The following is a 19849-nucleotide window of genomic DNA, read 5'->3' as shown; positions in this document are numbered from 1 at the left end:
CGGCAGCGCCTACAAGGACTTTTTACCATGAGTTTTGTTGTACGCCGGGCACGGCAGAATGATGCCGCCGCCCTCCCCGCCATCGAACGCTCGGCCGCCGAGCTGTTTCGCACAGATCCGCCCCTCGCCTGGCTTGCCGACACCGACGTGGCCGGCGCCGCGCAACATCGCCAGGCCATCGATAACGCCCACGTCTGGGTCGCCGAAAACACCTCGGCGCAGCTCGCCGGGTTTATCCGCGCGCTGGATTCGACAATCTGCTGCACATTGAAGAACTGTCGGTCAGCCTCGCGTTTCAGGGACAAGGCGTGGGCCGTCAACTGCTGCTGGCCGCGATTGAACATGCCCGCCGTGAGCAAATGCGCGCCGTGACCCTGACCACGTTCCGCGATGTGCCGTGGAATGCGCCGTTTTATCAGCGGATGGGGTTTGTGGAAGTCGCACCCGGTGAGCAGGAAGCGCATTTGCTCGACGCTTTGCAGAAAGAAGTCGAGCATGGTTTTGCCGCCGAACGCCGCTGCGCCATGCACCTGAGATTGTCCTGACAGGACAAATCCCTTGTAGGAGCGAGCCTGCTCGCGATAGCGTCCTGTCAGTCAACTGCGTTGGCGCCTGACACTCGGTATTCGCGAGCAGGCTCGCTCCCACACGGTTTCTCATCATGAAAATAAGGACATTTGCACTGCCGTGGCCACCTACTCCCGCCTGATCCGCCGACTGATGATCACTTCGCTGAGCATCGTCATCAGCCGTGCCCTGATCAGTCCGCTGCTGACCCTGTTTCTCAGCAACAAACTGGGCCTCAACCCGCAAGACGTCGGTCTGCTGTTGGGCATCGCCGTGTTCAGTGCCACGCTGTTGTCGCTGTACGGCGGCTACATCATCGATCGCCTCGACAAGCGTCAGCTGTTGATCCTGACCATGCTCTCCAGCGGTGTCGGCCTGGTGCTGCTGACTTTCGCGCAGAATCTGTACCTGGTCACGCTGGTGCTGATCATCAGTGAAACGGCGTCGGCGCTGTTCCTGATCTGTTCCAAAGCAATGCTCAGTGAAAACCTGCCGGTCGGTCAGCGGGTCAAGGCGTTTTCGCTGAACTACACGCTGACCAACATTGGCTACGCCGTCGGCCCGATGATCGGCGTGGTGATTGCCGGGGTTCAGCCTTCAGCGCCATTTATCGTCGCGGGGCTGATTGCCGCTGGCAGCGTTTTCCTGCTGCTGGGCGTGTCCCGCGAGGCGAGTCCGCTGTCGCAGGCGAGCCAGCCGCAGAGTTTCCTGAAGACGCTGATCATCCTGAAAAACGACCGCACGATGATCCTGTTCACCCTCGGCTGCTTGCTCAGCACCCTGGTTCACGGGCGCTTCACCCTGTACCTGTCGCAGTACCTGCTGGTGACCCACACGCAGGAACAGACCCTCGACACCATGGCCGCCCTGCTCGCCTGCAACGCGATCACCGTGATCCTGCTGCAATACCAGATCGGGCGCTTCCTCAAACGCGAGCACCTGCGGTACTGGATTGCTGGCGGCACCGCGCTGTTCATCATCGGCCTGGTCGGCTTCAGCATGGCCGACAGTCTGGTCGGCTGGTGCGTGGCGATGTTCATCTTCACCCTCGGCGAGATGATCATCTATCCGGCGGATTTCCTCTTCGTCGACACCCTCGCTCCCGAAGAGCTGCGCGGCAGTTACTACGGCGCGCAGAACCTCGCGGCACTGGGCGGCGCGGTGAGCCCGGTAATGTGCGGGTTCCTGCTGATGCACACGCCGGCGCCGAGCATGTTCTACGCCTTGAGCGCTCTGGCCGCGCTGGGTGGGTACTTGTGTTTTGTCAGTGGACGCCGCGCGGCGATAATTCAAAAATAATGCACTGAAGCAGCATTTATATGAATTTGTCAGCATCGACTTTGCACGGCACACTGTGCGCGTTCCTCCCCCAATAGTTGGAACGCTTCGAGGACTTTCCGAAACGGACAAGTCCTTTTTTTTGCCCCGAATTTACCGCAAGGATCCGATTCACATGCTCGCTCGCTGGTTGCCCGCCGCCATTAACACCCGTCCCGCCGAATGGAGCCGCGCCGCCATTGGCATGGCGCTGGGCACCTTGTTCAGCGTCTGGGCGTGCAGTCAGGTGTTCGGCATCGAGGTCGCGTACCACCTGATCGGACCGCTGGGCGCCTCAGCCGTGTTGCTGTTCGCCGTGTCTTCCGGCGCCCTCGCACAGCCATGGTCGATCATCGGCGGCTACCTGTGCGCCAGCGTGGTCGCGCTGCTGGTGGCCCACGTCCTCGGCCGAACCCTCGGCAGCGCCTGCCTGGCGGCAGGCATGACGCTGATTCTTATGTGCTGGCTGCGTTGCCTGCACCCACCGGCCGGCGCCCTGGCGCTGACGCTGGTGCTGGCCGATCCGGCCACTATCGCCATGGACTGGAAAGCCATGGAACCGGTGATGCTCGCCGCCGCCTGCATGCTGCTCAGCGCGCTGGCCTACAACAACCTGACGCGCATCCGCTACCCGAAACGTCCGGCCGAGCCAGCGCCGCCGCAGGCTCCCGTCGACAGCCAATCAATTACCGCCGAGGATTTGAAACTGGCACTGGCCGACATGGAAGCGTTTATCGACGTCACTCCCGAAGACCTCGAACAACTGATCCATGCGAGCGAACTGCACGCCAAACGCCGCAGCATCGGCGAAGTCTTCTCCTGACACCCACGCTTCCTGTAGGAGCTGTCGAGTGCAACGAGGCTGCGATCTTTCAAGATCAAAAGATCGCAGCCTTCGGCAGCTCCTACATCAGCACATGCCGATCACACGGCGCAGCATCGGCGAAGTCTTCTCCCGACACCCACGCTCCCTGTAGGAGCTGTCGAGTGCAACGAGGCTGCGATCTTTTCAAGATCAAAAGATCGCAGCCTTCGGCAGCTCCTGCATCAGCACATGCGGATTTTTCCCTAAGGTAAAAACGCAAACTCCCCCTGCACATATCCCGGTTGTACACGGCAAATTTGCACTGTTACGATCTGTCAACGCTCGCGCGCGAGCTTCTCGAATAAAGACAATAAAAGCAGGGAGTTAGTGATGACTGCTCAGGCTTCATCCCCGCGGACGCCGTCCATGGATGCCACGCCAGACGAAGTGCTGGCCGAGGTTCGCAATCACATCGGTCACCTGACCCTCAACCGCCCCGCCGGTCTCAACGCCATCACCCTCGATATGGTTCGTCAGTTGCAGCAGCAACTCGATGCCTGGGCGACTGACGCCAGCGTGCACGCCGTGGTGCTGCGCGGTGCCGGTGAAAAGGCATTCTGCGCCGGTGGCGATATCCGTTCGCTGTACGACAGCTTCAAAAGCGGCGACACGCTGCACGAAGATTTCTTCGTCGAGGAATACGCCCTCGACCTGGCGCTTCATCACTTCCGCAAACCGGTGCTGGCCTTGATGGACGGTTTCGTCCTCGGCGGCGGCATGGGCCTGGTGCAAGGTGCGGATCTGCGGGTGGTTACGGAAAAGAGCCGTCTGGCGATGCCGGAAGTGGCCATCGGTTATTTCCCCGATGTCGGCGGCAGCTATTTCCTCTCGCGGATTCCCGGTGAACTGGGGATCTATCTGGGCGTCAGCGGCGTGCAGATTCGCGCGGCCGATGCGTTGTACTGCGGGCTGGCCGACTGGTTTGTCGACAGCAGCAAACTGGCGAGCCTCGACGAACAACTCGATCACCTGGAATGGCGCGACACGCCGCTCAAGGATCTGCAGGGCCTGCTCGCCAAAAACGGCGTGCAAACCCTCGCCGATGCACCGCTGAAGAAACTGCGCCCGGCCATCGACCATTTCTTCGCCCTGCCGGACGTACCGAGCATTGTCGAGCAACTGCGCGCGGTCACCGTCGCCGACAGCCACGAGTGGGCGACCACCACCGCTGACCTGCTGGAAGCCCGCTCGCCACTGGCGATGGCCGTGACCCTGGAGATGCTCCGGCGCGGTCGCCAACTGAGTCTGGAACACTGCTTCGCCCTCGAACTGCATCTGGATCGTCAGTGGTTCGCACGCGGCGATCTGATCGAGGGCGTGCGCGCCCTGCTGATCGACAAAGACAAGACACCACGCTGGAACCCGCCGACTCTTGCTGCGCTGGACGCCGGGCATGTCGCGAGTTTCTTCCACGGGTTTACTGAGAGCGGGAGCTGAGCCATGCACGATCTCGAACTGACTGAAGAACAAGTGATGATCCGCGACATGGCCCGGGACTTCGCCCGTGGCGAAATCGCGCCGCATGCGCAAGCCTGGGAAAAGGCTGGCTGGATCGACGACGCACTGGTGGCGAAGATGGGCGAACTCGGCCTGCTGGGCATGGTGGTGCCCGAGGAATGGGGCGGCACTTACGTCGATTACGTGGCCTACGCCTTGGCGGTGGAAGAAATCTCTGCCGGCGACGGCGCGACCGGTGCGTTCATGAGCATCCACAACTCGGTGGGCTGCGGCCCGGTGATGAATTACGGCAGTGAAGCGCAGAAACAGACCTGGCTGGCGGATCTCGCCAGTGGACAGACGATTGGCTGCTTCTGCCTCACCGAACCGCAGGCCGGCTCCGAAGCGCACAACCTGCGCACCCGTGCCGAACTGCGCGACGGCCAGTGGGTGATCAACGGCGCCAAACAATTCGTCAGCAATGGCAAACGGGCGAAACTGGCGATCGTGTTTGCGGTGACCGACCCGGATCTGGGCAAGAAAGGCATTTCCGCGTTCCTGGTACCGACCGATACCCCGGGTTTCATCGTCGATCGCACGGAACACAAGATGGGCATCCGTGCCTCCGATACCTGCGCGGTCACGCTGAACAACTGCAGCATTCCCGAGGCCAATCTGCTCGGCGAGCGCGGCAAGGGACTGGCGATTGCCCTGTCCAACCTCGAAGGCGGCCGCATCGGTATCGCCGCGCAGGCTTTGGGTATTGCCCGGGCGGCGTTTGAAGCGGCGCTGGTTTACTCCCGCGATCGTATCCAGTTCGGCAAGCCGATCAACGAACACCAGAGCATCGCCAACCTGCTGGCCGACATGCACATGCAAATCAACGCGGCGCGCTTGATGATCCTGCACGCGGCGCGCCTGCGCACAGCGGGCAAACCGTGTCTGTCGGAGGCCTCACAGGCCAAACTGTTCGCGTCGGAGATGGCCGAGAAGGTCTGTTCCTCGGCGATTCAGATTCATGGCGGGTATGGGTATCTGGAGGACTATCCGGTCGAGAAGTACTACCGCGATGCGCGGATTACCCAGATCTACGAGGGATCGAGCGAGATTCAGCGGATGGTGATTGCCCGCGAACTGAAGAACTACTCGCTGTAAAAGCAAAAGATCGCAGCCTTCGGCAACTCCTACAGGAAACAGTGTAGGAGCTGCCGAAGGCTGCGATCTTTTGATGTTGCCTCAAAAACTTACTCGCGAAGGCGTCAGCCGGGGCGACGCATTACTTACCGGTGAACTCCGGTGCGCGCTTGGCCACAAACGCTGCCATCCCTTCCTTCTGATCCTGCGTGGCGAACGCCGCATGGAACACCCGGCGCTCGAAGCGCACGCCTTCGGTCAGGTTGACCTCAAAGGCGCGGTTGACGCTTTCCTTGATCATCATCGCAATCGGCAGCGATTTGCTGGCGATCACCGCGGCGACTTTCAGCGCCTCGTCGAGCAGCTCATCGCTCGGCACGATCCGCGCGACGATGCCGCAACGCTCGGCCTCCACTGCATCGATCATCCGCCCGCTGAGGCACATTTCCATGGCCTTGGCCTTGCCCACGGCGCGGGTCAGGCGCTGGGTGCCGCCCATGCCCGGGAGCACGCCGAGGTTGATTTCCGGTTGGCCGAATCTGGCGTTGTCACCGGCGAGGATGAAGTCGCACATCAACGCCAGTTCGCAGCCGCCACCGAGGGCGAAACCGTTCACCGCAGCAATGATTGGCTTGCGGCGATTGGACACGCGATCGCTGTCGCTGAACAGGTCGTCCATGTAGATCTGCGGATAGGTCAGTTCGGCCATTTCCTTGATGTCGGCGCCGGCGGCGAAGGCTTTCTTCGAGCCGGTGATGACGATGCAGCCAATGTTCGCATCCGCTTCCAGGCCATCGAGGGCATGGTTCACTTCGCTGACCAGTTGCGCGTTCAAGGCGTTCAGCGCCTGTGGGCGATTGAGGGTGATCAGGCCGACGCGGCCATGGTTTTCCAGCAGAATCGTTTCGTAGCTCATATATAGCTCCTGAATTTGTACCCTGTAGGAGCTGCCGCAGGCTGCGATCTTTTGCTTTTGATTGTAAAAAACAAAATCAAAAGATCGTCCGAACGCGGCCCGAACCTTCGGCAGCTCCTACAGGGGTTGGGTTAAAGGTTGCGGGAGATGACCATGCGCTGAATGTCGCTGGTGCCTTCGTAGATCTGGCAGACGCGCACGTCGCGATAGATGCGTTCCAGCGGGAAGTCGTTGAGATAACCGTAACCCCCCAGCGTCTGCAACGCCATCGAGCAAACCTTCTCGGCCATTTCCGAGGCGAACAGCTTGGCCATTGACGCCTCGACCAGCGCTGGCTGACCGCTGTCACGCAGGGCCGCGGCGTAGTGCACCATTTGCCGGGCGACGGCGATCTGCGTGGCCATGTCGGCCAGGCGGAAGGCCACGGCCTGGTGTTCGATGATCGGCTTGCCAAAGGTGTCGCGCTCGCGAGCGTAATCGCGAGCCGCTTCGAACGCAGCGCGGGCCATACCCACCGCTTGCGACGCGATGCCGACCCGCCCGCCTTCGAGGTTGGCCAAGGCGATCTTGTAGCCTTCGCCCTCCTCACCCAAGCGGTTGGCGACCGGCACTTTGACGTCTTCAAACAGAATCTGGCAGGTGTCCGACGCGTGTTGGCCGAGCTTGTCTTCGACCCGGGCGACTTTATAGCCCGGCGAATCGGTGGGCACGATAAACGCCGTGATACCACGCTTGCCGGCACTCGGATCGGTCACCGCAAACACGATCACGATCCCGGCGTTCTGCCCGGAAGTGATGAACTGTTTGCAGCCGTTGAGCACGTAGTGATCGCCCTCCAGCCGTGCCCGGGTTTTCAGGCTGCTGGCATCTGAACCGGCCTGCGGTTCGGTCAAGGCGAAGGCACCGAGCATGGCGCCGCCGGCCAGCGGTTTGAGAAAGCGTTCGCGCTGGTCGTCATTGCCGAACTTGAGGATCGGCACACAGCCGACCGAGTTGTGCACGCTCATGATGGTCGAGCAGGCGCCATCGCCGGCGGCGATTTCTTCCAGAGCCATGGCGTAAGCCAGGTAGCCAGTGTCACAGCCGCCCCACTGCTCCGGCACGAGCATGCCGAAGAAGCCCAGTTCGGCCATTTCGCCGATGGCTTCCTTGGGGAAACGATGCTCGCGATCCCACTCGGCGGCGAACGGTTTCAGCCGTTCCTCGGCGAACTGCCGGGCCATGTCGCGGATCTGGGTTTGGTCTTCGTTGGGAATCATGGTGAATCCTTAATTTAAGTCGACCCGCTTTCCCTTGTAGGAGTGAGCCTGCTCGCGATAGCGGTGGGTCATATAAATCAGCGTTGACTAACACGACGCCATCGCGAGCAGGCCCACTCCTACAAAGGGATTGCGTGAATCAATACACGCATTCCACGGCGATCGCCGTGGCTTCGCCGCCGCCGATACAGATCGCGGCAATCCCGCGCTTCAGGTTTTTCTGGCGCAGGGCCGAGAGCAAGGTCACCAGAATCCGTGCGCCCGAGGCACCGATCGGATGGCCCAGCGCGCAGGCGCCGCCATGCACGTTGAGCTTGTCGTGGGGGATTTCCAGGTGGGTCATCGCCGCCATCGCCACCACGGCGAACGCTTCGTTGATTTCAAACAGGTCGACCTCGTTCAACGCCCAACCGGTCTTCTTCACCAGCTTCTTGATCGCGCCAATCGGTGCCACCGGGAACAGGCCCGGAGTGTCGGCAAACGCCGCGTGGCCATGAATCACCGCCAGCGGTTTCAGCCCGAGTTTCTGCGCTTGCGACTGGCGCATCAGCACCAGCGCCGCCGCGCCGTCGGAGATCGAACTGGAGTTCGCCGCCGTCACCGTACCGCCTTCGCGGAACGCCGGTTTCAGCGAGGCAACCTTGTCCAGTTTGGCCTTCGGCGGCTGCTCGTCATTGCTGATCAGTAGCTGCTCCTTGCCGACCGTCACCGTCAGTGGAACGATCTCGGCCTTGAAGCTGCCATCCTTGATCGCCTGCTGCGCGCGGGTGGTCGAAGCGATGGCAAACGCATCCTGGGCTTCGCGGCTGAAGTCGTTGGTTTCGGCGCAGTCTTCGGCGAAGGTGCCCATCAGGCGGCCCTTGTCGTAGGCATCTTCGAGGCCGTCGAGGAACATCGAATCGAGCACCCGGCCATGGCCCATGCGATAACCGGCGCGGGCACGGTCGAGCAGGTATGGCGAGTTGGACATGCTTTCCATGCCGCCGGCGATCACCACGTCGGCGCTGCCGGCCAGCAGCATGTCATGAGCAAGGATGGTGGTTTCCATGCCCGAGCCGCACATTTTGTTGACCGTTGTGCAGCGCGTCGACTTATCCAGCCCGGCACCCAGTGCCGCTTGACGTGCCGGTGCCTGACCGAGGCCGGCCGGCAATACGCAACCGAACAACACTTCATCGACCGCATCGGTGGCAACTCCGGCGCGCTCAACCGCGGCCTTGATTGCCGCAGCGCCCAGTTGCGGCGCGGTGAGGCTTTTCAGTTCGCCCTGAAAACCACCCATCGGGGTGCGGACGGCGCTGACGATGACAATCGGATCGTTGGAAAGGCTCATGACAAATCCTCCTTACTTGGCGGCCATGCGCAAGGCGCCGTCGAGACGGATCACCTCACCGTTGAGCATGCTGTTTTCGATGATATGCCGAACCAGCGCGGCGTACTCGGCAGGTTTGCCCAGACGTGGCGGGAACGGCACGCCAGCGGCCAGCGAGTCGCGCACTTCCGGGGTCATGCCGGCCATCATCGGCGTTTCGAAAATGCCCGGAGCGATGGTCATCACGCGGATGCCGAAGCGCGCCAGTTCACGGGCGGCTGGCAGGGTCAGGCTGGCAATCGCACCTTTGGAGGCGGCATACGCGGCCTGGCCGATCTGGCCGTCAAACGCCGCTACCGAGGCGGTGTTGATGATCACCCCGCGCTCGCCATCGGCATCCGCTGCGCTTTCGGCGATGGCCGCGGCAGCCAGACGCAGCATGTTGAAGCTGCCGATCAGGTTGACGTTGATCACCTGGGCGAAACTGGACAGCGCATGCGGGCCGTTCTTGCCGAGGATCTTCTCGCCGCGGACGATGCCGGCGCAGTTGACCAGACCGTTGAGGCTGCCAAAGGCTTTCACCGTCGCCTGTACCGCGGCTTCCGCTGCGGCTTCGTTGCTGATATCGGCCACCACACTTTGCGCGCCAAGGCGCTGGGCCTGGGCGGCGACGGCGTCAGCATTCATGTCCACCAGCATCACTTTGGCGCCGGCACTGACCAGCAATTCAGCGCTGGCGGCACCCAGGCCGGACGCGCCGCCGGTGACGATAAAAACCTTGTTCTCGATCTGCATGACTGACTTCCTGATTCAAGCTGAAACGTTGTGCGCCGCGGCCTCTTGAGCCTTGGCGATTTCCTGGTTGCGCAAGATAAAGCGCTGCAATTTGCCGCTTGGGGTTTTCGGCAATTCGCTGACAAATTCGATTTCACGCGGGTACGAATGCGCGGCCAGACGCTTGCGCACGTGTTGCCGCAGCTCTTCGGCCAGTGCCGGTTCGGCGCGGTATTGCGGGTTGAGCACGACGAAGGCCTTGACCAGTTCGGTACGCTCCGGATCAGGCTTGCCGACCACGGCGGCTTCGACCACCGCCGGGTGCTCGATCAGCGCGCTTTCGACGTCGAACGGGCCGACGCGATAGCCGGAAGTGGTGATCACGTCATCACTGCGCCCGACGAAGCTGATGCTGCCGTCCGGGTTCCATTCCACGGTGTCGCCGCTGAGGTAGTAATTGCCGACGAAAGCTTTGGTCGGCACGCCTTGGTAGCCGCCGAACCAGCACATCGGCGACTGGGTACGGTCGATGGCGAGGATGCCCGGCTGGCCGACGCCAAGTTCGTTGTACTGCTCGTCGAGTACCACGATGCGATGGCCCGGCGAGGCGAAACCGGCGGCGCCGAGGTGGATCGGATGCTGCAGACCGTGGTGGTTGCACAGCACCATGCCCAGTTCGGTCTGGCCGTAGTGATCGTGAATCACCACATCGAGGTTGTCGGCGAACCAGCGGATCACTTCCGGATTGAGCGGTTCGCCAGCGCTGCTGACGATGCGCAATTTGCCTTTGATCGACTTGGCGAACGCGTTGCCGCCGGCAATCAACAGGCGATACGCAGTCGGCGAACCGGTGAGGTTGGTGATGCCGTATTTGTTGATCACCCGGCAGGTGCTTTCGAGGGTGAACGGACCATCGTAAAAGGTGATCGGATGGCCCATCGACATAGGGCCGGTGACGCCGAAATAGATGCCGTAGGCCCAGCCCGGATCGGCGACGTTCCAGAACGAATCTTCGGGGCGCAAATCCACCGCGTCGCGGGTGTAGCTCTGAAACGCGACGATCGCCTTGAGCGGAACCGACAGCGCTTTCGCCGGGCCGGTGGTGCCCGAAGTGAACATCAGCAGGAATGGGTCTTCGCCCGTCAGCAGCACCGGCTCGCAGACGCTGGAACAGTTGGCGAGTTCGGCCCAGAAACTGAAATCGCCACGCACGATACCCTGGCCTTTGGCGCCGCCGACGGTGACGATGGTCGGGCAATCGCTGACTTCAGCGAGTTTCGGCCGGTTGACCGCGTCGGTGACCACCACTTTCGCGCCGGAACTGTTCAGGCGATGCTCGATGGCCTTGGGGCCGAATGCGGTGAACAACGGCTGATACACCGCGCCGATGCGCCAGGTGGCGAATATGGTGATGAGCAATTCAATGTTGCGTGGCAGCAGACCGGCGACCTTGTCGCCCTTCCGCACGCCTTGTTCGCGAAGGAAATTGGCGAAACGCGCCGCTTTGTCCTGCAGCTCGCTGAAGGTGTACGTGGCACTCGCGTCGTCGCGGCCCTCCCAGAACAACGCAATGCGCCCCGGCAAGGCGTGGCGGTCGCAACATTCGACGCAGGCGTTGAGCGCCTCCAGCGTGCCGCTGAGCGCAGCGTCCACGGTGTTCTGATAGTTGAACTGTTCGGTGGCAGACAAGTAATCGCGCATTGCCAGAATCCCTCGGTGTTTTTATTAGGCTGGGAACCGTAAACAACACAGGGATAGTCGCGCTGCGGCGCGGAGGCGGCAATGGTCAAAGCCATCAAAGTGGCTGACTGGTTTGGCCATGTTTGCAAACATGGCCCTGTAGGAGCTGCCGCAGGCTGCGATCTTTTGACGTTGATGTTAAAAACCAGGATCAAAAGATCGCAGCCTGCGGCAGCTCCTACAGGGGAAGCGCATTCCAAAGGTGGGAGCCAGCCTGCTGTCGGATCAGACGGCTTCGTTGAGGATCAACGTGCGGTAATGCCCAGGATTGGACCCCGACCACTTGCGAAACGCCTTGTAGAACGAACTCGCATCGGCAAACCCCAGACGCGTGGCGATCTCGACGAAGCTGATCGATGGCTCCGCCAGCCAACTGATCGCCAGCTCCTTGCGCACGCTGTCCTTGAGGGCCTGATAGGTCTGTCCCTCTTCCGCCAAACGCCGGCGCAGGGTCGAGGCGGACATGCACAGCTGTTGCGCCAGCGCCTCGGTTTCCGGCCATTGTTCGGCGGGCAGCTGCCGCAGATCCTGCTTGATTCGGCTGGCGAGGCTTTCCGGGTCGCGGTATTTCACCAGAATGTTCGCCGGTGCATGGGCCAGAAAGCGTTTCAGTTCTTCGGCCGTACGCTTGATCGGCAGGTCGAGGCAGTCAGCAGCAAAGATCATCCGCGTGCGCGGCCGGTCGAAGCGCAGGTTTTCCGAGAACATCACCCGGTAGTCGTCGCAGAAATCCGGCTCGGCGCAGCGCAGTTCGATCGCCAGAATCGGAATCCGCCGCCCCGCCAGCCAGCAGGCCACGCCGTGGACGATCATCCAGTAGGTGAAATAGGTAAACGCCCGACGCGGTTCGGGATCGTCTTCGAGCAGGACTATTTCCGCCAGGCTTTGCTGATGCGCCAATTGCGCGGGCATTTTTTCCAGCATCAAGGAGAGGAAATTCAGGCCCATGCCCAGACCGGCGGCCAGCGTCGGTTGCATCATGGCGCTACGACACAGGAACGCCAGGCTGCCGAACTTTAGTCGACGCGGATCCATACCGAAGAATTCGTCATCGCCGCGCCGGGCCAGCAAGCGCCAGAGCCTGGCGTATTGCGAGGCAGGCACCCGCCCCTGTTTGCTCTGCAGCAGCGCCGGAGCGATCCCGACCTTGTTCAAGACTTCATCTGTGGCCACGCCCGGGGCACAACTTTGCAGCAGTGCTTCACGCACCAGTTGAACGGCGATGGTGTCTTTTTCCGACATGGAGCGAGGCAGACCTTGTTGTTTTCGGGTGAGGGGCATCTTACCCCAGTCATCCCGATTCACCACAAACCCTGTAGGAGCTGCCGAAGGCTGCGATCTTTTGATCTTGTTTTTAAAAATCAAAGTCAAAAGATCGCAGCCTTCGGCAGCTCCTACAGGGGGGGCGGGGCGACAAACAGGTCGTTCAGCGAATGTTCAGGTAAATGTCAACCATCCCCATTTGGGAATGAGTGTCATTATGTTACAACTTAGCCACCTATCTAAATCACTCGTGGTTGCCTGAATGCTCGTTCCCTTTCTGATCATGCTGCGCGAAGGCATTGAAGCCGCCCTGATCGTTGGCATCATCGCCAGCTACCTGCAACAGACCGGACGTGGCCAATGGATGCCGGCGGTGTGGATCGGCGTGTTTCTTGCCGCTGCCCTGGCGCTGCTGGTCGGCGGTGGCCTGGAGCTGGTCAGTGCCGAATTCCCGCAGAAACAGCAGGAGTTGTTCGAAGGCATTGTCGGTCTGGTCGCGGTGGGCATTCTCAGCTCGATGGTGTTCTGGATGCGCAAGGTCGCGCGTTCGATCAAGCATTCGCTGCAGGCCTCGCTGGATCACGCCCTGACCTCGTCAAAGCATCAGGTGATCGCGCTGATCGCCATGGTGTTCTTCGCCGTGGCTCGCGAAGGCCTGGAAACCGTGTTCTTCCTGCTCGCCGTGTTCCAGCAGAGCGAGGGCCCGGGCGCGCCGATCGGTGCCCTGCTCGGCCTGGTACTGGCGATTGTCGTCGGCTTCCTGATCTACAGCGGCAGCATGCGCCTGAACCTGTCGGCGTTCTTCAAGTGGACCGGGTTGTTCATTCTGGTGGTCGCCGCCGGGATCCTCGCCAACTCGGTGCAAGCCCTGCATGAAGCGGGTGTGTGGAATCAGCTGCAGACCGTGCTGTTCGACTTTAGCGCGACGCTGCCGATGGACGGCCCGTTGGGCTCGGTGTTGGCCGGCATGTTCGGTTATCAGGATGCGCCGACCGTCAGCACCCTCGGTGCGTACCTGATCTATCTGGTGCTGGCGCTGGTGATGTTTTTCTACCCCGCCGCGCCCTCCTCCAGCGCTGACGCCGCCGGCAAATCGTCTTCCGTTTCCAGCCAATAAGGGCACCCATGTCAAAGCCTAATACTCCTCAGGCCTCGCCTCCCCGCGCCTTGCGCTGGGCGGTGGCCGGCTCGGTGGTCGTGATGATCGCCGCCGGTGGCCTGTTCTACTACGCCTCGAAAATGGCCGCGGCCAAGCGTCAACACAACCATGACGAAGTAGTGGTCAACATCAACGCCCACAGCTGTGATCCGAACGAGCTGACGGTTCCGGCCGGCCGCGCCAGTTTCCGCATCGTCAACCGTTCCGACCGGGCGGTGGAGTGGGAAATTCTCGACGGCGTGCTGGTGATCGAGGAGCGCGAAAACATCGCCCCGGGCCTGAGCCAGGTGATCAACGCCAACCTGCAACCCGGCGACTACGCGATCACTTGCGGTCTGCTGAGCAACCCACGTGGCGTGCTGCACGTAACGCCGACCGCGGCTTCCGACGCTGCCGCCAAGGCCAAGCCGTCGATGGTCGCTTTCGTCGGGCCCTTGTCGGAGTTTCGCGTGTATCTGGCGACTCAGGGCAGCGCGCTGATCAAAGCCGTGACCGCGCTGAATCAGGCAATTTCCAGCGGCGACCTGGCCCAGGCGCAAGCGCTGTACCTGCCGGCGCGTGCCGCTTACCAGCGTCTGGCGCCTGCCGCGCAACGGCTGGGAGAACTGGACAACAGCATCAATGCCCGCGCCGATTACTTCGAAAAACGTGAGCAGGATCCAGCCTTCGTCGGTTTCCATCGCCTCGAATATGCGCTGTTCCAGCAACGCAGCCTCGACGGCTTGAACCCGGTCGCAGAGCACCTGCTGGCCGATGTCACCACGCTAAGACAACAACTGCTGGCCCAATCGCTGCCGCCGGAACAACTGGTGAGCATCGTGGTGCGCAACCTCAACACGCTGGCCGACGTGCGTGCCGCCAGCGGTGAAGAGGAACGCTACAGCCACGGCGACCTGAACGGCTTCGCCAGCAACCTGGAAACCGCACACAAAGTGGTCGAGCTGCTGCGGCCGATGCTGACCAGGTCGGCGCCGGATCTGCTGCCGAAAATCGACGCGGCGCTGAGCGATTTCGACACCGTACTGAATAGCTTCAAGGTCAAGGACGGCTACGCCACTTACGACACGGTCAGTGGCGCACAACGCAAACAGATCGCCGACAAGGCTCAGGCCCTGGCTGACGCTCTGGATGGCATCGATCCCGCCCTCGGCCTTTCCGGCCTGTAAGCAGAAGACGAATACCGATGAAAGAATTGCAAAACCTCGATCTGCAACGTCGCCGCCTCCTGATGGGCATGGGTGTCGCCGGTGTCGCCCTGGCCGGTTCGGCCCTGAGCTGCCCGGCCATGGCGGCGGCCCCGGCGCAAGTCACTGAAGCGCCGAGCAGCGACAAGACCGAAGACCGCCACGATTTCCACGGCGTGCACCAGACCGGCATTGTTACCCCGCGCCCGGCGTCCGGCATGTTCGTGTCGTTCGACGTGCTGGCCAGTGATCGCGAAGACCTCGAACGGCTGTTCCGTACCCTCAACGAGCGCATTGCGTTCCTGATGAAGGGCGGCCCGGTGGCGCAGATCGACCCGAAACTGCCGCCACCGGATTCCGGCATCCTCGGCCCCATTGTGACCCCGGACAACTTGACCATCACCGTCTCGGTAGGCGAATCGCTGTTCGACGAGCGCTTCGGTCTGGCCGCCGCCAAACCGAAGCGCCTGCAACGCATGGTCGGTTTCCCCAACGATGCGCTGGAGGCCGATTGCTGCCACGGCGACTTGAGCCTGCAGTTCTGCTCGAACACCGCCGACACCAACATTCACGCCCTGCGCGACATCGTCAAGAACCTGCCGGATCTGCTGCTGGTGCGCTGGAAACAGGAAGGCAGCGTGCCGCCGCAAGCCCCGGCGAAACCGGGTGTGCCGGCGCAATCGGCGCGCAACTTTCTCGGTTTCCGCGACGGCTCGGCCAACCCCGATTCCAACGACGCCAACGCCATGGACAAGATTGTCTGGGTGCAACCGGGCAGCGATGAGCCGGCCTGGGCGACCCACGGCAGCTATCAAGCGGTGCGGATCATCCGCAACTTCGTCGAGCGTTGGGACCGTACGCCGTTGCAGGAACAGGAAAGCATCATCGGTCGGGTCAAGACTACGGGCGCACCGATGGGCGCGCAGCATGAGACCGAGGTCCCGGATTACAGCAAGGATCCGGAAGGCAAACTGACCAAGCTCGACGCGCACATCCGTCTGGCCAACCCGCGCACCGCCGCGAGCCAGGCCAACCTGATCCTGCGCCGGCCGTTCAACTACTCCAACGGCGTCAACAAGAACGGCCAGCTCGACATGGGCCTGTTGTTCATCTGCTACCAGGCCGACCTGGAAAAAGGCTTCATCACCGTGCAGACCCGCCTCAACGGCGAACCACTTGAGGAATACCTCAAACCGGTCGGCGGCGGTTACTTCTTCACTCTTCCGGGTGTCATTGGCGACAAGGATTTCATCGGTCGTTCGCTGCTCAACGCCACCCAACCCAAAACAGCTGCCTAACCATAAAAACCTCGGAGCCGCTCCATGAAAAAGTCGCCACTCGCGTTACTGCTGACCCTCGGTTTGCTCAACACCCCGCTTTCGGCGTTCGCCGCGACGGCGCCGCTGGATCTGGTCGGCCCGGTGTCGGACTACAAGATCTACGTCACCGAGCAACTGGATGAACTGGGCAGCCACACCAGGCAATTCACCGATGCGGTGAAGAAGGGTGACCTGGCCACCGCGCAAAAGCTCTACGCACCGACCCGCGTCTACTACGAGTCGATCGAGCCGATTGCCGAGCTGTTCAGTGACCTCGATGCGTCCATCGACTCGCGCGTCGACGACCACGAAAAAGGCGTGAAGGCTGATGACTTCACCGGTTTCCATCGCCTCGAATATTCGCTGTTCTCGGAGAAGAGCACCGACGGCCTGACCGCCCTGGCGGACAAGCTGGACAGCGATGTGAAAGACCTGCAAACCCGCGTCGCCGGCCTGACCTTCCCACCGGAGAAAGTCGTCGGTGGTGCTGCTGCACTGCTGGAAGAAGTCGCCGCGACCAAGATCTCCGGTGAAGAAGATCGTTACAGCCACACCGACCTGTACGACTTCCAGGGCAATATCGACGGTGCGAAGAAAATCGTCGACCTGTTCCGTCCGCAGATCGAGAAGCAGGACAAGGCGTTCGTCGCCAAAGTCGACAAGAACTTCGCCAGCGTGGACAAGATCCTCGCCAAGTACAAGACCAAGGACGGTGGTTTCGAGACGTATGACAAAGTGAAGGATAACGACCGCAAGGCGCTGGTCGGGCCGGTGAATACCTTGGCGGAAGACCTGTCCACATTGCGTGGCAAGCTCGGTCTGAACTGAGGTTTTTGTAGCGCCTGACAAGGCCCTATCGCGAGCAGGCTCACTCCTACAGTTGGAATGCATTCCCCTGTAGGAGTGAGCCTGCTCGCGATAGAGGTTTTAAACGCCCTGAATAATCTGAAGGTTTACAAAATCCGGTAGAGCAATCGCTCGATCCGCACCCGACTGACCCGCTTGAGAAACTTCGCCACGCCCGCCGGGTACTCCGGCAATGTCTCCAGGTTCTGGAAACTGGCAATCCGCGTGGTGTTGCGGAAAATCTCTTGCTGCTCCTTCGCCCGTGGCTCAAGCCATTCGCCCTGCGGGTCATCGATCAGCAGCGCGTTTTCCAGGTCGAGGCGGAACGCCCGTGGATTGAGGTTGTTGCCGGTCAGCAGCGTATAGCGCTGGTCGACCCACATGCCCTTGAGGTGATAGCTGTTGTCGCCGTCACGCCACAGATGCAGGTTCAACTGGCCGCTGTCGATGTTGCGCTGATGCCGCTTGGCGAAACGCCGCAGACTGATTTCGTACAGATACGGCAACGCCGCAATCACCTTGAACGGCTCACTCGGCGGAATGTAGAAGTCGTTGGCCGTCTTGTCGCCAACCACGATGTCGATCTTCACCCCACGGGCCAGCGCGCGGTTGACCTCGCGGATGATCGGCAGCGGCAGATTGAAGTACGGGGTGCAAATCGTCAGCTGCTGTTGCGCGCTGGCGATCAGCTCGACAATCACCCGGTTCAACGGGTTGTTCTTGCCCACGCCGAGCAACGGACTCACCGACAGGCCGGTATGCGCCGTGCTGCCGGCACTGGTGTCGTACGCGGCATATTTGAGACGGCTGCGCAGGTCGCCAATGTCGTTGCGCAGGCTGCGGGTAGTCGGCAGGTTCGGCAGGTCGAGGCGATGCACAGCCTTGGATTCGATCAGACCGTGCTTGACCAGATGATGCATCGAGTCCGCCAGTTCGCGGCTGTGCAGCACGTGATACCGGTCGAACCGGTACTTGTCGAACTTGTGCAGGTAGACGTTGTTCAGGCTCGCACCGCTGTAAACCACGCAATCGTCGATCACGAAGCCTTTCAGATGCAGCACGCCAAACAGCTCACGGGTCTGCACCGGCACGCCGTAGACCGGCACTTCACTCTGATGGGTGCGGGTCATTTCCTGGTACCACGCCGAGTTGCCCGGCTGTTTGCCGGCACCGATCAGCCCGCGCTGGGCGCGCAGCCAGTCAACCACCACGACGATCTCCAGCTCCGGGCGCCTGAGCTTGGCGGCGTGCAAGGCATCGAGAATTTCCTGACCGGCCTCATCGTGCTGCAGATACAGCGCAACGATATAGATGCGCCGGGTCGCCTCGGCGATTTTCTCCAGCAGGCAACGACGGAACTCGGCGGCGCCGGGCAGAATGGTCACGGCCTCGGCAGTCAGCGGAAAGCTGCGCAGTTTGGGCAGCAAAGAGCGTTTGAAAAGCAACGGCATAGGGCTCGCAATGGGTCGAATCCGAAGAGCCCGAGAGCTTACACCATCAACCGGTGCGGGTCTTGTTACTGTCTGTAATGAGATCAAAAGATCGCAGCCTCCGGCAGCTCCTACAGCGATCAGTGTAGGAGCTGCCGGAGGCTGCGATCGTTTGATCTTAAAAACAGCTTGCGAAAGGAGAACGATCGTTCTACTGTTAGCCACATGAACGAAATCACTGACACCTCGACCCGCGACATCATTCTGGATGTCACCGAAAAGTTGATCTACAAAAGTGGCATCGCGGCCACCGGCATGGATCTTCTGGTGAAAACCGCCGGCGTCTCCAGAAAAAGCATCTACCGCTACTTCGCCAACAAGGAGGAGCTGACCGTCGCTGCCCTGCAACGCCGCGACGTGCGCTGGATGCACTGGTACCGCAGCGCCGTCGATCAGGCCGAAACCCCGGCCGACCGCCTGCTCAACCTGTTTACCGTGCTCAAGGGCTGGTTCGCCTCGGAAGGCTTCCGTGGCTGTGCCTTCATCAATACCAGTGGCGAGACCGGCGACCCTGAAGACCCGGTGCGCCAGGTCGCCAAAGACCACAAACAGAAGCTGCTCGACTACCTGTGCGAGCTGTGTACCGAACATGGCACCGAGGACCCGCAACGTCTGGCCAGACAATTGCTGATCCTGATTGACGGCGCCATTACCGTAGCGCTTGTGATGGGTGATCACAGTGCCGCTGATAATGCGCAATGCATGGCGCGTAAGTTATTGGACCTGTAACGCCTTAAATAAGCCTGAACCGTTGTTTAATCGTTTATTAGATCGGGAGACTGACAATGTCGACTGCTGCCCAAGTGCGTCCACCGCTACCGCCGTTCAACCGTGAATCGGCTATCGAAAAAGTACGTCTGGCCGAAGATGGCTGGAATTCCCGCGACCCCGAGAAGGTGTCGCTGGCCTATACCCTCGATACGAAATGGCGCAATCGCGCCGAGTTCGCCAACAACCGTGAAGAAGCCAAGGCCTTCCTGACCCGCAAATGGGCCAAGGAGCTCGACTACCGCTTGATCAAGGAACTCTGGGCTTATTCGGACACGCGCATTGCCGTGCGCTACGCCTACGAATGGCGCGACGATTCGGGCAACTGGTTTCGTTCCTACGGCAATGAAAACTGGGAGTTCGATGAGCACGGGCTGATGTTCCAGCGCTATGCCTGCATCAACGACATGCCGATCAAGGAAAGCGAGCGCAAGTTCCACTGGCCACTGGGGCGGCGTCCGGATGATCATCCGGGGCTGTCCGACCTCGGTCTGTAAGC

Annotated in this window: 19 protein-coding genes; 12 read left to right on the top strand and 7 right to left on the bottom strand. The window is 61.2% G+C overall.

The features are described 5' to 3' along the window. Positions 1 to 27 precede the first annotated feature (27 nt). The 6 genes from BW33_RS26620 (at position 28) to BW33_RS26600 (ending at position 5341) form a co-directional block, all read left to right on the top strand. Positions 28 to 372 carry a hypothetical protein gene (locus BW33_RS26620; protein ID WP_330217177.1) on the top strand — a complete coding sequence of 115 codons (345 nt, stop codon included), beginning with the start codon at positions 28 to 30 and terminating at the stop codon, positions 370 to 372. Further along, positions 309 to 545: a GNAT family N-acetyltransferase gene (locus BW33_RS30380; protein ID WP_330217176.1), complete on the top strand. Its 237-nt coding sequence runs from the start codon at positions 309 to 311 to the stop codon at positions 543 to 545. Before BW33_RS26620 ends, BW33_RS30380 begins: the two co-directional genes overlap by 64 nt. A 142-nt stretch (positions 546 to 687) precedes the next feature. After that, positions 688 to 1866: an MFS transporter gene (locus BW33_RS26615; RefSeq protein ID WP_047602395.1), complete on the top strand. Its 1179-nt coding sequence runs from the start codon at positions 688 to 690 to the stop codon at positions 1864 to 1866. Between the two features lie 154 nt (positions 1867 to 2020). Continuing rightward, entirely contained in the window at positions 2021 to 2707 is a 687-nt protein-coding gene (locus BW33_RS26610; RefSeq protein WP_047602392.1) for an HPP family protein, read from the top strand. Positions 2708 to 3079: 372 nt separating this feature from the next. Then, positions 3080 to 4186, top strand: coding sequence for an enoyl-CoA hydratase/isomerase family protein (locus BW33_RS26605; protein ID WP_047602390.1), 1107 nt, complete (start codon positions 3080 to 3082; stop codon positions 4184 to 4186). Positions 4187 to 4189: 3 nt separating this feature from the next. Continuing rightward, positions 4190 to 5341, top strand: a complete 1152-nt coding sequence (locus BW33_RS26600; protein WP_047602388.1) for an acyl-CoA dehydrogenase family protein — start codon at positions 4190 to 4192, stop codon at positions 5339 to 5341. Between the two features lie 121 nt (positions 5342 to 5462). On the opposite strand, the gene BW33_RS26595 is transcribed toward BW33_RS26600, so the two are convergent. The 6 genes from BW33_RS26595 to BW33_RS26570 all read right to left on the bottom strand — a co-directional run bounded on the left by BW33_RS26595 (position 5463) and on the right by BW33_RS26570 (position 12563). After that, a complete protein-coding gene (locus BW33_RS26595; RefSeq protein ID WP_047602385.1) occupies positions 5463 to 6236 on the bottom strand; it encodes an enoyl-CoA hydratase in 774 nt (257 codons plus the stop codon). 131 nt (positions 6237 to 6367) lie between these two features. Continuing rightward, positions 6368 to 7495, bottom strand: a complete 1128-nt coding sequence (locus tag BW33_RS26590) for an acyl-CoA dehydrogenase (RefSeq protein ID WP_047602383.1) — start codon at positions 7493 to 7495, stop codon at positions 6368 to 6370. 139 nt (positions 7496 to 7634) lie between these two features. Continuing rightward, on the bottom strand, positions 7635 to 8828 hold the full coding sequence (locus tag BW33_RS26585) for an acetyl-CoA C-acyltransferase (RefSeq protein ID WP_047602381.1): 1194 nt from the start codon (positions 8826 to 8828) through the stop codon (positions 7635 to 7637). 12 nt (positions 8829 to 8840) lie between these two features. Further along, positions 8841 to 9602, bottom strand: coding sequence for an SDR family NAD(P)-dependent oxidoreductase (locus BW33_RS26580; RefSeq protein ID WP_047602378.1), 762 nt, complete (start codon positions 9600 to 9602; stop codon positions 8841 to 8843). 15 nt (positions 9603 to 9617) lie between these two features. Then, positions 9618 to 11282: an AMP-binding protein gene (locus tag BW33_RS26575; protein ID WP_047602376.1), complete on the bottom strand. Its 1665-nt coding sequence runs from the start codon at positions 11280 to 11282 to the stop codon at positions 9618 to 9620. Between the two features lie 264 nt (positions 11283 to 11546). Then, complete coding sequence (locus tag BW33_RS26570) at positions 11547 to 12563, bottom strand: AraC family transcriptional regulator (protein WP_047602373.1); 1017 nt, start codon at positions 12561 to 12563, stop codon at positions 11547 to 11549. A 283-nt stretch (positions 12564 to 12846) separates the two neighbouring features. On the opposite strand from BW33_RS26570, the gene efeU reads away from it, so the two are divergent. From efeU to efeO (BW33_RS26550), 4 genes are read left to right on the top strand one after another with little or no spacing between them, the layout of a single operon-like run. Then, positions 12847 to 13701, top strand: a complete 855-nt coding sequence (efeU, locus tag BW33_RS26565) for an iron uptake transporter permease EfeU (protein ID WP_047602371.1) — start codon at positions 12847 to 12849, stop codon at positions 13699 to 13701. A gap of 8 nt (positions 13702 to 13709) precedes the next feature. Then, entirely contained in the window at positions 13710 to 14909 is a 1200-nt protein-coding gene (gene efeO / locus BW33_RS26560; protein ID WP_047602370.1) for an iron uptake system protein EfeO, read from the top strand. A 17-nt stretch (positions 14910 to 14926) separates the two neighbouring features. Next, positions 14927 to 16225: an iron uptake transporter deferrochelatase/peroxidase subunit gene (gene efeB / locus BW33_RS26555; protein ID WP_047602366.1), complete on the top strand. Its 1299-nt coding sequence runs from the start codon at positions 14927 to 14929 to the stop codon at positions 16223 to 16225. 24 nt (positions 16226 to 16249) lie between these two features. Continuing rightward, on the top strand, positions 16250 to 17074 hold the full coding sequence (efeO, locus tag BW33_RS26550) for an iron uptake system protein EfeO (protein ID WP_047602364.1): 825 nt from the start codon (positions 16250 to 16252) through the stop codon (positions 17072 to 17074). 125 nt (positions 17075 to 17199) lie between these two features. Here the strand turns inward: efeO (BW33_RS26550) and pssA are convergent, their stop codons facing one another. After that, positions 17200 to 18543: a CDP-diacylglycerol--serine O-phosphatidyltransferase gene (pssA, locus tag BW33_RS26545; protein WP_047602361.1), complete on the bottom strand. Its 1344-nt coding sequence runs from the start codon at positions 18541 to 18543 to the stop codon at positions 17200 to 17202. A 204-nt stretch (positions 18544 to 18747) separates the two neighbouring features. On the opposite strand from pssA, the gene BW33_RS26540 reads away from it, so the two are divergent. Further along, positions 18748 to 19311 carry a TetR/AcrR family transcriptional regulator gene (locus BW33_RS26540; protein ID WP_047602358.1) on the top strand — a complete coding sequence of 188 codons (564 nt, stop codon included), beginning with the start codon at positions 18748 to 18750 and terminating at the stop codon, positions 19309 to 19311. Between the two features lie 56 nt (positions 19312 to 19367). Continuing rightward, positions 19368 to 19847, top strand: a complete 480-nt coding sequence (locus BW33_RS26535) for a nuclear transport factor 2 family protein (RefSeq protein ID WP_007963424.1) — start codon at positions 19368 to 19370, stop codon at positions 19845 to 19847. The last annotated feature ends 2 nt before the right edge of the window (positions 19848 to 19849 follow it).

The sequence above is a fragment of the Pseudomonas sp. RIT288 genome (assembly GCF_000631985.1).
GTDB lineage: Bacteria > Pseudomonadota > Gammaproteobacteria > Pseudomonadales > Pseudomonadaceae > Aquipseudomonas.
This window is presented reverse-complemented; position numbering and strand designations above follow the sequence as displayed.